The following is a 14,538-nucleotide window of genomic DNA, read 5'->3' on the forward strand; positions in this document are numbered from 1 at the left end:
CTCCGGTCACCGGCCACCGCCGGCCACCGACCGCCCGGCACGACCACCGCCGGCGTTCCACCCCCTCCGGTCACCGACGACCGCCGTCCACCGACCGACCACCCGCCACCGCCGATCGCCGCCGTCCAGCGCCCGTCGTCACCGCCGACCACGGGCCCACGGCCCTGCCCCGCTCTGTCCTGCCCCGCCCTGCCCCGCGCCCGGCGGGCCGGGACAAGGGCGGGAACAGCACCTGTCACCTGTTCACCCGTTCCACCCGCGCCACGCGTCCCGACGCCGAACAGACCGAGGAAGACCTGTGACCAGCACCCCCGCCAGCGCCGCCCAGCAGGGCATCTGGATCAACGAGCGGCTCTCGCCGCCCGGCTCCGTCCACCACCTGCCCTTCGCCGTCCGCTTCGAAGGCCCCCTGGACCCCGCCGCCCTCGCCGCCGCCTGCGCCGATGTCGCGGGCCGGCACCCCGCCCTCACCCTGGCCGTGCGCGAGGAGGACGGCACACCCCTGCTCACCCCCGGCCCGGCCCCCGCGCTCGCCGTCCGCGACACCACCCCGGAGCGGCTCCCCGGCGAGCTGGCCGACGCGTGCGCGGAGCCGTTCGACCTCGCGGCGGGACCCCCCGTACGGTTCACCCTGCTGCGGACGGACGCCACCCACGCCACCCTGCTGGTCGTCGCGCACCACATCGCCTTCGACGGCACCTCCACCGACGTGTTCCTGAGCGACCTGGCGGCCTGCTACGCCCACCGCACCGGCGCCGGACCAGCGCCCGAGGCTCCCGCCGGAACCGCCGGCGTGCCGGAGCCCGACGCCCGCGCGCTCGCCGAGGCGGGCGCCCACTGGGCCGACCGCCCCCTCCCCGGCCCCACCGTGCTGCTGCCCGGCCTCGACGCCGGCCCCGGCGGCTCCCAGGGCGCGGGACCGGGCGCGGCCGTCGCCTTCGACCTCGACCCCGCCCTCCGCGCCGACCTCGCCGACACCGCCGCGAAACTCGGCGTCACCTTCTTCGAACTGCTCGTCGCCGCCGTGCACACCCTCCTGCTGCGGTACGGGAACGAGCGCCCCGCCGTCGCCGTCGGCCTCGGCACCCGCACCCCCACCACCGCCGACCGGATCGGCATGCACGCCAACGAGCTGCCCGTGGTCACCACCCCCGAACCGGGCACCCCCTTCGGCGAGTTCGCCCGCGCGGTCCGCGCCGAGCTGCGCGCCTGCTACCCGCACCGCCGCGTACCCCTGTCCCGCGCCGTCCGGAGCCTGCGGCCGGGCCTGTCCGTCGCGCCCGTCATCCTCACCTACCGCCGCCGGATCGCCCCCGTCGCCTTCCCGGGCGTACGTGCCACCATCGACTGGACGCTCTTCCCCGGCACCGCGCGCGGCGCCCTGCGGCTCCATCTCCTCGACGGCCCGGACCGGCTCCGCGTCCATCTGATGCACCGCACCGACCTGCCGTCCCCCGCGCGGGCCGAACGGATCGGCGCCCATCTGCGCCGGCTGCTCGCCTCGATCGCCGCCGCGCCCGGCACCGCCCTCGCCGACCTGCCGCTCCTGGACGAGACGGAACGCTCCCCGCTGGAGGGACCCGCCCCCGCCGCCGACGCGCGGGGCGCGACCCTGCCCGCGCTGCTGGCCGACGCCTTCGCCGCGCACGGCGGACGGCCCGCCGTCACCGTCGGCGAGCAGAACCTGACCTACGCGGAGCTGGCGGCCGCCGCCGGAGCGCTGGCCGGCCGGCTCACCGCCGCCGGGGTCGGCCCCGGCACCGTCGTCGCCGTCTGCGCGGAACGCTCGGCGGAGATGGTGGCCGCCGTGCTCGCCGTGACCCTCGCCGGAGGCGCCTATCTGCCGGTCGACCCCTCCTACCCGGCCGATCGCGTCTCCCACATGCTCACCGACGCCGGGGCGCCGATCGCGCTGGCCCAGCGCCGCACCGCCCACCGGGTCGAGGGCCACGGCCGCACCCTGCTGCTGGACGACCTCTTCACCCCCGCCCCCGCCGGTGCCGCCGTCCCCTGCGCGCCGCCGCCGTCCCGTACCGCGTCCGACGACCTCGCCTATCTGATCTACACCTCCGGCTCCACCGGCCACCCCAAGGGCGTCGAGGTGCCGCACGGCGCCCTCGCCCATCTGCTGCTGGCCTTCCGTGACAGCCTGACCGCCCGGCCCGGGGACGTCTGGCTGGCCGTCACCTCGCTCTCCTTCGACATCTCCGCCCTGGAGCTGCTGCTGCCGCTGATCACCGGCGGTCGGGTGGTGCTCGCCCGGGAGAGCGAGACCCGCGACGGCCGCGCCCTGGCCGCCCTGGTCGAGCGGCACGGCGTCACCCACGCGCAGGCCACCCCCTCGGGCTGGCGGCTCATGCTCGACGGCGGACTCACCGCCCCCGCCCTCACCGCGCTCAGCGGCGGCGAGGCCCTGCCCCTGCCGCTCGCCCGCCGGCTCCGCGAACGTGTCGGACGGCTCTGGAACGTCTACGGGCCGACCGAGACCACCATCTGGTCCACCGCCGCCGAACTGCCCCCCGCCCCGGACGAGGTGACCATCGGCCGGCCGATCGCGGGCACCACCGCGCTCGTCGTGGACCGGGCCGGCCACCCCGTACCCCACGGCGTCACGGGTGAACTGGCCCTGGGCGGCGCGGGCCTGGCGCGCGGCTACCGCAACAGCCCCGAACGCACCGCCGAACGCTTCGTCACCGACGCCGCGACCGGCACCCGCCACTACCGCACCGGCGACCTCGCCCGGCTGCGGCCCGACGGCGCACTGGAATGCCTCGGCCGCGTGGACGACCAGGTCAAGCTGCGGGGCCACCGGATCGAACCCGGCGAGATCGAGGCCCGGCTCATGGCACACCCCGCCGTGGCGGCGGCCGCCGTCGCCATCCGGGGCGACGCCGCCGACCCGGGCGGCCAGACGCTCGCCGCGTACCCGGTCTGGCGGGCCGGCGCACCCGTGCCCACCAGCGCCGAACTGCGCGCCTTCCTCGCCCTGACCCTGCCGGACGTGATGCTCCCCGGCGTCGTCCACCCGCTCCCGGCGCTCCCGCTGACCCCCAACGGCAAGACCGACCGGCGGGCCCTGCCCGAACCGGTCCGCGAGACCCCGGCCGTGGCACCGACCGCCGACCCCGCCGGCGCTCCGGCGGACGACGCCTGGGACGAGCTGACCACCGAGGTCGCGGCCATCTGGTGCGAGGTGCTCGGCCTGCCCGCCATCGGCCGGCACGACGACGTGATCGACCTCGGCGCCCACTCGCTGACCATCACCCAGGTCTCGGCGCGGATCCGGGACCGCCTCGGGGTCGAAGTGCCGCTGGACGTGTTCTACGAGGAGCACACCACCGTGGCCACCGTGACCGACGCCGTCGCCCTTGAACTGCTGGCCGAGGAGGCGTGATGGAACGCGTCGACCACGCCGCGCCGACGGGAACCGCGCAGCCCGGCCCCGTACCGGCAGGATCCCTCGCCACCGGCACCACCACCGCCGTCACCGGCACGCTGGGAAGCACCGGCACCACGGGGAGCACCGGCATCGGCATGACGGGAAGCACCGGCACCACGGGGAGCACCGGCATCGGCATGACGGGAAGCACCGGCACCACGGGAAGCACCGGCATCGGCATGACGGGAAGCACCGGCATGACGGGAAGCACCGGCACCACGGTGGTACGCCCGGGGCCCGCCCGCCCCGCCCGCCGCACGCTCACCGACGAGCAACGCGCCCTGCTCGCCCGCCGGCTGCGCGAGCGCCCGGCCGCCGCCGGCCGTTCGCCGGCCATCCCTCCCCGCCCGGCCGGCGAACCCCAGCCGCTCTCGCTCGCGGAGGAACGGCTCTGGTTCGTCGAGCAGCTGACCCCCGGCACCGCCTCCTACGTCCTGCCCACGGCCGGCCGGCTGCGCGGCCCGCTCAGGGCCGGCGCGCTCGCCGAGGCCCTGCGCCTGGTCGCCGCCCGCCACTCCACCCTGCGCAGCTCCTTCCCCGCCGACGAGGAGGGCGCCCCCCGGGTGCACGTCGTCCCCGCCGACGCGTTCACCGTGCCCTGGGAGACGCGCGACCTGGCCCCACTGCCCCACCAGGAGCGGGAAGCGGCCGCCCGCGCCGCCGTCGAGGCCGAGGTCGCCCGCCCCTTCGACATCGCGGAGGGGCCCCTGCTGCGGGCCCTGCTGCTGCGTCTCGCCGACGACGACCACGTCCTCGTCGTCTGCCAGCACCACCTCGTCGGCGACGGCTGGTCCGCCGGGGTGCTCCTGGACGAACTCCTCGGCGGCTACGAGGAACTGGCCGCCGGAGGCACCCCGGCACCCGCCCCGCCGCCCATCGGCTACGGCGACTTCGCCCACTGGCAGCGGGAGCGGCAGACCCTCCCCAGGGCCGCCGCCGACCTGGAGTACTGGCGCCAGGCCATGACTGGGGTGCCGCCGCTGGACCTGCCCACCGACCGGCCCCGGCCCGCACTGCCGGGCCCCGGCGGCGCGACCCACACCTTCCGGCTCGACCCGGACACCCACCGGGCGGCCCGCGAGCTGTCCCGCGCCCGGGGCGCCACCCTCTTCATGACCCTGCTCGCCGCCTTCCATGTGGTCCTCGGACGCTGGTCCGGGCAGCGGGACTTCGCCGTCGGCACCCCGTTCGCGGGCCGCCCGACCGAGGCGACCGAGGGCCTGATCGGCCTGTTCAGCACCATGCTTCCGCTCCGGGCCGACCTCAGCGCCCCCGCCCCCGCCCCCGACAGTGACCCGTCCAGTGCATCCGGCACATCGGCGGCCGACGGGCGGGACACGGTCGGTGATGCGGCGACCCCCGACTTCGCGACCGTGCTCGACCGGGTCCGCGCCGCCGCCCTCGGCGCCCAGCAGCACCAGGAGACACCGTTCGAGCGGCTGGTCGAGGCGCTGGAACTCCCGCGCGACCTCGGCCGGCCACCGCTCCACCAGGTCTCCTTCGCACTCCAGAACCACCGCGCCCAGGCCGTGCGGCCGCGCGATGTGGAGTGGCGCACCTTCCCCTTCGAGGGCAGCGGCGTCCACCTCGACCTCGGTCTTTACTGCACCGAGACCGACGAAGGACTCGACGCCTTCCTCACCTACCGCACCGACCTGTGGGACGCGGACACCATCGCCCGCCTCGCCGGGCACTGGCAGCGCGTCCTCGCCGGGGCCGCCGCCGACCCGTACACCCCGGTCGGCGCATTGGACCTCCTGTCGCCCGACGAGCGCCGGCGGGTCCTGTACGACTGGAACGACTCCGGCAACGCACGGCCGGACGCCGCGACCCTCGCCGACGCGGTCACCGCGCAGGCCGGCCGCACCCCGGACGCCGTCGCCCTCGTCCACGACAGCCGTACGCTCACCTTCGCCGAACTCGACCGGCGGGCCAACCGGCTGGCCCACCTGCTGCGCGCCACCGGCGCCGGTCCCGACAGGCTCGTCGGCGTCTGTCTCGACCAGGGCCTCGACCAGGCCGTCTGCCTGCTCGCGGTGCTCAAGTCCGGCGCGGCGTACGTACCGCTCGACCCCGAGCAGCCGCGCGAACGCCTGACCCACATGCTCACCGACTCCGCGCCGGTCGCCCTGGTCACCACCGGCCCCCGGCGCTCCCTCCTGACCGGGTCGAACGCCCCCGTCCTGCTCCTGGACGGCCTCGCGGACCGGCTCGCCGCCGCGCCCGACACCCCGCCCGACAGCGGCGCGGGACCCGGCCACCTCGCGTACGTGATCTACACCTCGGGCTCCACCGGCACCCCCAAGGGCGTGGCGGTGCAGCACCGTCAGGTCCTCACCTACCTCGCCGGGGTACGGCGGCGGTTCGCCGAGGCCGGGCTCCCGGACGGCGCCCGCTACGCCCTGCTCCAGTCCCTCGCCTTCGACTTCGGCCTCACCACGCTCTATCTCTCGCTCACCACCGGCGGAAGCCTGCACCTCCTGCCGCCGCGCACCCCCGGACCCGAACTCGCCGCCCACCTGGCCGGGCAGCGCATCGACTGCGTCAAGCTCACCCCCTCCCATCTGGCCGCGCTGAGCGCCGAGGTGGACGACCCGGCGGAGCTGCTGCCGCGCCGGCTGCTCGTCCTCGGCGGTGAGGCGTCCGGCTGGGAGTGGGCCCGCGCTCTCGCGGCGACGGGCGCCCGTACCGGCTGCCGGGTGATCAACCACTACGGTCCGACGGAGGCCACCGTCGGCGCCACCACCCACCTCGTCGACCCCGAAGCGCCCGCGAAAGGACCCACCACGCCCATCGGCCGTCCGCTGCCGGGCGCCCGGGTCTATCTGCTCGACGCGCTGGGGCAGCCGGTGCCCGCCGGGGTCCCCGGTGAGCTGTGGATCGGCGGCGACCGGCTGGCGCGCGGCTATCTGGGCCTGCCCGGGCTGACGGCCGAACGCTTCCGCCCCGACCCCTTCGTCACCGCGGACCCCGCCGACGCCACCGCCACCGCCACCGGATCCCGCACCGGATCCGGCATCGGCAGCGGCGATGGCGAGCCGGCCCGGATGTACCGCACCGGGGACCTCGCCCGCCACCGCCCCGACGGCACCGTCGAGTTCCTCGGCCGCGACGACAACCAGGTCAAGATCCGTGGCTACCGGGTCGAACTCGGCGAGGTCGAGGCCCATCTCGCCCGGCTCCCCGGTGTCGCGCAGGCCGTCGCCGCCGCCCGTGGCCCGGCCGGCGAACTCGTCCTCGTCGGCTATCTCGTCCCCGCCGGCCAGGAGGCCCCGCCCCCGGTCGCCGAGATACGCCGGCTCCTCGCCGAGAAGCTGCCCGACTACCTCGTCCCGTCCCGCTTCGTCGTCCTGCCCGACCTGCCCCGGCAGGCCCACGGCAAGGTCGACCGCCGGGCCCTGCCCGAACCGGGCGCCCCGGGCCCCGGCGAGAGCGCCGTGTACGTCGCCCCGGCCACCGCCACCGAGGAGACGATCGCCGCCTGCTGGGCCGGCCTGCTCAAGCTGGAACGCGTCGGCGCCCACGACGACTTCTTCGACCTCGGCGGCCACTCCCTGCTGGCCATGCGGATGGTAGCCGCCCTGCGCCGGCTGCTCGGCGCCGAGGCGCGGATCACCCTCATGGACGTCTTCCAGGAACGCACCGTCGCCGCGCTCGCGGCCCTGGCCGACCGTACCGACGAGGAGCGCGGTCCCCGCCGGCTGCTGCACGAACTGACCCCGCGCCGGCCCGCCGGACAGGTCACGCTCTCGCTGGTCTGCCTCCCGTACGGCGGCGGCAGCGCGGTCGTCTACCAGCCGCTCGCCGACGCCCTGCCCGCCGGGGTGGCGCTGCACGCCGTCGCCGTCCCCGGGCACGACCTCGGCATGTCCGAGGAGTCACTGCCGCTGGAGGAGGTCGCCCGCCGCTGCGCGGAGGAGGTGCTCAGCGGAGTGGAGGGCCCGGTCGCGGTGTACGGGCACTGCGGCGTCGGCGCGGCGCTCGCCGTCGAGCTGGCCCGCCGCCTGGCCGCCGCCGGACGCGAGCCCGCCGCCGTCTATCTGGGCGGGATCTTCCCCTTCGCCCGCCCCACCGAGGGCCTGCTCGGCCTGGTCTCCCGCTTCTCCGTGCTGGACCGGCGGCGCAGCGGACGGCTCCATCTGAACTGGCTCCGCTCCATGGGCGCCGACCTGGAGGGCCTGGAGCCGGAGCAGCTGGCCACGATCGTCCACAACGTCCGGGAGGACTCTCGCGCCGCCGAGGCCTACTTCACGGAGCGGCTGGCGGAGCCCGCGATGGGGCTGGCGTCGCCGGTGGTCTCGGTGATCGGCTCGGCCGACCCCGGGACCGAGTTCCACCGCGAGCGGTTCCGCGAGTGGGGCTTCGTCGGCGACACCACCGCCGTGGCCGTGCTGGACGAGGGCGGCCACTACTTCCTCAAGCACCGCGCGGACGAACTCGCCGAGATCGTCACCACCGTCCACCCGGCGGTCACCGCCGACGCCCCGGGCGACGACAGCCCGCCGGCGGCGGCGGGTCTCACCCGTGAGCGGCGCTCCGGGCGCGCGACCTGGTGGCTGGACGGCGTGCACCGGGGGACCGGCGGGGAGCAGACGGCCGCCGCCCCCGCCACCCGCCGCGACACCCGCCGGTTCCTGGCCGTCGCCGCGTCCCAGATGATCTCGCAGACCGGTTCGGCGCTGACCGAGTTCGCCCTGCCGCTGTGGATCTACCTGGCGACGGACTCGGTCGCCTGGTTCGGCCTCTTCGCCGTCCTCGGCATCGTGCCGGGACTACTGGCTGCCCCGGTCCTCGGCAGCCTGGTCGACCGGATCGACCGCAGGCGGGTGATGCTGACGTCGACGGCGGTCTGCGGCACGGCCGAGGCGGTACTCGCCCTGCTCCACGCGTTCGGAGCCCTGCGGCCCTGGCACGTGGGGGTGCTCCTGGCGATCCTCTCCGTCTCCCTCACCGGCCAGCGGCTCGCCTTCCAGTCGGCGATCCCGCAGCTCGTGCCCAAGCGCTACCTCGGCCACGCCAACGGTCTCGTCCAGATCTCCGGCGGCATCGCCCAGGTGGTCGCCCCGCTGGCGGCGGTCGGCCTGCTCGCCGCGATCGGCCTGGGCGGGGTCCTGCTGCTCGACGTGGTCAGCTACGCCGTGGCCGCGCTGGTCCTGCTGTCGGTGCGCTTCCCGCGCACCCTGGCGGCCCGGCGGCGCGAGACGCTGAAGCAGGAGATCACGGCCGGGTTCCGGCTGGTCTGGAACCGGCCGGGATTCCGCGCGATGCTGATCTTCTTCGCCGTGCTCAACCTCTTCCTGCCGGTCCTCTTCCAGCTGGTCCCGCCGCTGGTCCTGGGCTTCTCCAGCCTGGGCACGGTGGCCACGGTCTCCCTGGCGGGCGGCATCGGCGCGATCGTCGGCGGAGTGGCGATGGGCATCTGGGGCGGCCCGAGCCACCGCCGGATGCGGGGGATGCTGCTGGTGGTGCCGGTGCTGGCGTTCTTCTGCGCCCTGACCGGCCTGCGCCCCGACCTGCTCGTGGTCTGCGCCGGGGTGTTCGGGATGTCGGTGTCGCTCTCGCTGCTCAACGGCATCTATCTGACGATCGTCCAGGTGAAGGTCCCGCAGCGGTTCCACGGCCGGGTGATGGCCCTGAACCAGCTCGTCGCCTGGTCGACCCTGCCGGTGGGCTTCCTGCTGATCGCGCCGTTCGGCAGCCGCTACCTGGAGCCGCTGATGGCCCGGGACGGCGGCCTCGCCGACACCTTCGGCACCGTCCTCGGCACGGGCTCGGGGCGGGGGATCGGGCTGCTGTACGTGCTGCTCGGGGTCGCGATCCTGATCCTGGGCGCGGTGTCGCTGCGGATCCGCGTCCTGTCCCGCTTCGACCGGGACATGCCGGACGCGCAGGCGGACGACCTGGTCGGTCTCGCCGCGCTGACGTCCGAGCGGGTACCCGCCGCCGTGACGGAGGGCCCGGTCCGGCCGGCCCGCTCCGGCTGAACCCGATAGGGGGCCGTACGCCGTGCGTATACGGCGTACGGCCCCTGCCGCTGTGTCGTGCCGGAGCGCGGCTCAGTCGTGCTTGCCGCGCAGGGCGTCGGTCAGCCGGTGCACCCAGCTCTCCTTCGTGCCGTGGACCGCTTCCTCGATGAGGTCGGTGACGGCCTGCGGCTGCGAGGCCAGGGAGGCGTGCGAGGCGGGGAGTTCGATGGTCTTGCGCGGGTCCATGCGCCCGGCCATGCGCCGCTCGTTGTCCGGGTGGATCATGCGGTCGTCGGTCGAGACCTGGTACCAGACCGGCTTGTTCCGCCAGGCCGGGTCCGTGATCGCGTCCCCGAAGGTGGAGGCGAGCGGAGCCCGCTGGGTGACCCCCATGACCAGCCCCTCGTCCTCGGAGAGATCCTGGCAGAAGCTCCAGTGGTACTTCTCCTGCTTGATCCACAGGTAGCCGTCGGAGTCCGGGGCGAGATTCTCGAACGCGGCCGGCGGCTTCTCCTGGCTGATCCCGCCGGGGCTCTCGCCCGCGTCCGGGGCGAACGCGGCGATGTAGACGAGGCCGTGGACGTTGTCGTGGTTCCCCGCCTCGGTGATCACGGCGCCGCCGTAGGAGTGCCCGACGAGAATCACCGGTCCGTCGATCTGCGCGATCATCTTCCGGGTGCGTTCCGCGTCCTCGGCCAGCGACGTCAGCGGCAGCTCCACCGCGTGGAGATCCGGGTACCCCCGGGAGCGCAGCTCGGTGATCACCTTGCCCCAGTGGGCGGCACCGCCCCAGAAACCGTGGACCAGGAGGATCGCGGGCTTGTCGGTCATGACGGCACACCAGCTCTCTGCGAAGTCAGCTTAAACATGCACTTCGCCACGGTAAGACCGATATGCCCCGCCTGCCACCGCACCACCGCACCACCACACAGCACCGCACCGCACGCCCGTGCCGGCCCGCCGCCCGGAGCGGTCGGTCGTCCACGCCCGCACCGACGGCACTCCGCCGGATCCCTGGGCGCCGCGGTCCGGAGTGCATGCCATAAGCGGAATTTTCAAGTCCGTTACTGGTCCATTGAATTGGATGCTGTGGATCTCTTGTGAACGCAGTTCCCGCTGCTCTACTGTCCACGTGATCGAAACCTTGATCATCTTGAGAGGGAATCTTGCGTAGAGCAGCACTTCCCGGCGTCGCGATGCTCGCCTTCGCCCTGCTTCCCGCGCAGCCCGCAGGGGCGGCCACCACGATCCCGGACGGGACCGAGTCGACCGCCGGGATTCAGCAGATCGGCCCCGGGCAGTACTTTTCCGACACGCGCACCTTTGAAGTCGGGCAGACGGATGTCTCCGCCGGCTCGATCGGACGCCGGCACGCCGTCGTCGCCCCGGACGGCGGCCCGGCGATACCGGAGCCGGTCCCGGCCTCCCGCCCCGAGCTGTCGGTGTTCGGGCCGGGCTGGGAAGCCGAGTTCCTCGGCGGGACGATCAACCGGAAGCTGGAGACCCGGAAACTGGCGACGGGCAATGACGCCGTCGTCGTCACCGACCTCACGGACGGCACGTCGACCACCTACGAACTGCGCGGCGGCGTCACCCTCCCCGGGGGCGGCGGCGTTCGGCGCTTCGAGGCTGCGGGCGGCTCCAGGCTGGTCGAATCGACCCACTGGGACGCGGCGGCCGCGGTGCTGCGCAGCGCGATATCCGAGACGGTCGCGGTGAACACGGGCGGCGCTCCGGAGGCGGGCGACGACACCTTCACGGACGCCGGCGGCACGCCCCTTCCCCCGGCCGACCTCAACCCCACCTATCAGTGGCAGCGCGTGGGCGGCTCGCAGGGCACCGACGGCTGGCGGGTCACCGGCGTCGGCACCAGGGCCTTCGGCGTGTCGTCGGTGACCTACGACGGACAGGGACGGATCAGCTCCGTCGAGGAGCCGGCCGTCGGGGAGGCGCCCAAGGAGCGGCTGTCGGTCCACTACGCCCCGGCGACCACGGCCTCCGCCGCCTCGTTCGGCGACTACGCGGGCCAGGTCAAGGAGATCACCCTGACCACGGGAGCCGAGGAGCCGCAGACGGTCGCCCGCTACGGGTACGACCCCACCGGGCGGCTGCGCACCGTCACCGACCCCACCGAGGACATCGCACCGCACGCCGCCTACTCCTACGACCCGCTGGGACGCCTGGCGTCGGTCGAATCGCCCGAACGCGGCACGTGGGGCCTGGACTTCCCGGCGGGCACGGCGGCACCCGAGGCCGTCGCCACCGGCGAGGTGCCGGTGCCCGGCATGGTCCTCGAAGGCGCCGAGGGAATCAACGACCCCGCCGCCACCGGGCCGTCCCCCGCGGACTTCCTGCCCGGCGGCGTCGCGAGCCCGATGGCCTTTCCGCGCAGCTGCACCACCGCCGCGAACTGGCTCTGGTACACCAAGAAGGGCTGCTCGGCCTGGGTCGCGCACTACGGCTGGCGCGCGCCGCAGTGGAAGAAGACGCCCACCGGCCGCACGGTCGTCGGGGTCAAGCACGACCACTGCACCAGCTCCCCGGACAAGCCCAGCGGCTTCGACTTCCGCACGGCCTGCGACATGCACGACTACGGGTACGGGCTCATCGGCAACACCTACAAGAACTACACGTACTATCTCGACCGCAATCGCAAGACCCAGGTCGACGACCTCTTCTACACCACGCTGCGCGATTCCACCTGTCCCAAGTACCGGTGGTCCAGCACCTGCAAGAGCGTCGCGTGGACATACCGCCAGGGAGTGCGTGGCGGAAACCCCAAGAACGGCGCCAACGCCACCTGATCCGGGGCTCGACCCGGCGGCGCATGCCCGGGCGTGCGGGCCGGACGGCGGATCCGCTCGCCGTCCGGCCCTTTCCCGTTCCCCGCGTACTCCCCCGCGGACGAGGGGCCGGTAGGCGAAGGACCGGTTCCGCTCCGGACCGCCGGACCGCCGGACCGCCGCAGAGCCGGAGAGCCGCACCCGCAAGCGCACTCGCACTCGCACTCGCACTCGCACGACCCGTGATTCCCGCACGTCTGCCGCGGGGCACGTCATTCCTCATTGTTTCCGGACGGAAAGTCACATGAAGAGATCCATATGGTCGACCGTGGCCATGGCGATGATCGCCGTCGCCATCGGCGCCGCGCCGGCCCCCGCCGCGCCGGTGAGTTCCCAGGAGCCCGCCCCGCCGGCCGCCAACCCGGTGGTCGACCCGGAGCTGCGTGAGCGGACCACCGCCGGCCGCACGGTCCGGGTGAACGTCGTCACCAAGTCCCGTACGGACCTGCCGGACGCGGCGAACGCCGGCCGGGTGCTCCAGAGGCTGTCCCGGCTGCCCGTGGTCACCCTGCGCGCCGACGCGGCCGCGCTGGACCGCCTGGCCGCCCAGCCGGGTGTGGTGAGCGTGACCGAGGACGTGCCGGTGCCGCCCGTGGCGACCGAGAGCGTCCCCCTGGTCGGCGCCGACCGGACCCGCGCGGCGGGCCGGACCGGCCAGGGGACCGTGGTGGCGGTGCTGGACACCGGCGTCGCCGTCAACCACCCCTTCTTCGGCGGCCGGGTGATCGCCCAGAACTGCTTCTCCACCGCCGACCCCTACTACTCCGCCACCAGCCTCTGCCCCAACGGCACCGAACGGCAGGAAGGGCCGGGAGCGGCCGACGCGGAACAGGGACCCTGCGCGGCTCTCGACTGCTCGCACGGAACCCATGTCGCCGGCATCGCGGCGGGCGATGGCGGGACCACGGCCGGTGCGCCCCCGGGCGGCGTCGCGCCCTCGGCCCAGATCATCGCCATGCAGGTGTTCAGCAGGATCAACTCCGAGTCGCTCTGCGGAGTGGGTGCCGCACCCTGCGTGCTGAGCTTCACCAGCGCCCAGCTGGGGGCCCTGGAGCGGGTCCTCCAGTACAAGGAGTCGGGGCTGCCGGTGGCGGCGGCCAATCTGAGCCTGGGCAGTGGCAGGAACACGGCGGCGTGCGACCACGACCCCCGCAAGCCGGTCATCGACAGGCTCCTCGCGGCCGGGGTGGCCACCGTGGCGGCGGCCGGGAACAACGCGTTCGGCGACGCGGTGAACGCCCCGAGCTGCATCTCCTCCGCCATCACCGTGGGCAGCACCACCGACCAGGACGAGATGTCCGCCTTCAGCAACCGCGGCCCGCTCCTCGACCTGGTCGCGCCCGGCTCGGCCATCGTCTCCGCGGTCCCCGGTGGCGGCTGGGGGACGAAGAACGGCACCTCGATGGCGGCTCCCCATGTGAGCGGGGCCCTCGCGGTCCTGCGCCAGGCCTTCCCGGCGAAGTCCGTCGCGGAGCTGGAGACGCTCCTGAAGACCACCGGCAGGCCGATCGAGTACACCGGCGTCAGGAGCACCCCCCGGCTGCGGCTCGGCGACGCGGCGCTCGGACCGGAGAGCCCGGCCCCCAAGCCCCTCACCTTCTACGACGACTGGACCCACCGCGACATCCCCGACCTGGGCTCCGTGGAAGCGCCGCTCACCATCGCCTCGAACCAGAAGGCGCCGTCCACCCTCCAGGTCTACGTCGACCTCCACCACGCCCGGATCGGTGATCTGAAGCTGGACCTGATCGCCCCCGACGGCACCGCGTACCCCGTCCGCGCGCCGTCCCCGACCGACCTGAGGGACACCCTCCACGAGACGTTCACGGTGGACGCCGGCGCCTCCGACGCCAACGGCATCTGGAAACTGCGGATCGAGGACACCGTGGCCGGTGCCACCGGCAGGTCCGAGGGCTGGCGGCTGACGTTCCCCTGGTTCGACAACTGGAGCGGCCACTACGTCCCCGACCCGGGCGTCCTGGAGTCCCCCATCGCGGTGGGCTCGCTCGCGGGCAACGCGCCCGCCGCGACGAAGGTCTACGTCGACATCCACCACGCCCACCGCGGCGAGCTGAAGCTGGACCTGATCGCCCCGGACGGCAGGGTGTACCCCCTCCAGGCGGCCGCGCCCCTGGACGGCACCGACAACTACCACGCGACCTACACGGTGGACGCCAGTGCCTCGCCCGCGAGCGGCACCTGGAAGCTGCGCGTCGAGGACGTCACGGCGGGCAACCCCGGCAATGTCGTCGGCTGGACGCTCACCTTCTAGCGCTGACGGCCCCGGCGC

At 74.4% G+C, this 14,538-nt stretch carries 5 protein-coding genes; 4 read left to right on the plus strand and 1 reads right to left on the minus strand.

The features are described 5' to 3' along the window. Positions 1 to 298 precede the first annotated feature (298 nt). Both SYYSPA8_RS00685 and SYYSPA8_RS00690 read left to right on the plus strand, forming a co-directional pair. Positions 299 to 3,394, plus strand: a complete 3,096-nt coding sequence (locus SYYSPA8_RS00685) for a non-ribosomal peptide synthetase (RefSeq protein ID WP_323444878.1) — start codon at positions 299 to 301, stop codon at positions 3,392 to 3,394. Beyond that, positions 3,394 to 9,423: a non-ribosomal peptide synthetase/MFS transporter gene (locus tag SYYSPA8_RS00690; protein ID WP_323444879.1), complete on the plus strand. Its 6,030-nt coding sequence runs from the start codon at positions 3,394 to 3,396 to the stop codon at positions 9,421 to 9,423. Before SYYSPA8_RS00685 ends, SYYSPA8_RS00690 begins: the two co-directional genes overlap by 1 nt. A gap of 72 nt (positions 9,424 to 9,495) precedes the next feature. Here SYYSPA8_RS00690 and SYYSPA8_RS00695 read toward each other — a convergent pair whose 3' ends face one another. Further along, the gene (locus SYYSPA8_RS00695; protein WP_323444880.1) at positions 9,496 to 10,236 is read right to left on the minus strand and encodes an alpha/beta hydrolase; all 741 of its coding nucleotides are present in this window, start codon (positions 10,234 to 10,236) and stop codon (positions 9,496 to 9,498) included. A 335-nt stretch (positions 10,237 to 10,571) separates the two neighbouring features. Here SYYSPA8_RS00695 and SYYSPA8_RS00700 point away from each other — a divergent pair, with 335 nt between their 5' ends. Continuing rightward, on the plus strand, positions 10,572 to 12,209 hold the full coding sequence (locus tag SYYSPA8_RS00700; protein ID WP_323444881.1) for a phospholipase A2: 1,638 nt from the start codon (positions 10,572 to 10,574) through the stop codon (positions 12,207 to 12,209). A gap of 283 nt (positions 12,210 to 12,492) precedes the next feature. After that, positions 12,493 to 14,520: a S8 family serine peptidase gene (locus SYYSPA8_RS00705; RefSeq protein WP_323444882.1), complete on the plus strand. Its 2,028-nt coding sequence runs from the start codon at positions 12,493 to 12,495 to the stop codon at positions 14,518 to 14,520. The last annotated feature ends 18 nt before the right edge of the window (positions 14,521 to 14,538 follow it).

The sequence above is a fragment of the Streptomyces yaizuensis genome, assembly GCF_034961445.1.
Lineage (GTDB): Bacteria > Actinomycetota > Actinomycetes > Streptomycetales > Streptomycetaceae > Streptomyces > Streptomyces yaizuensis.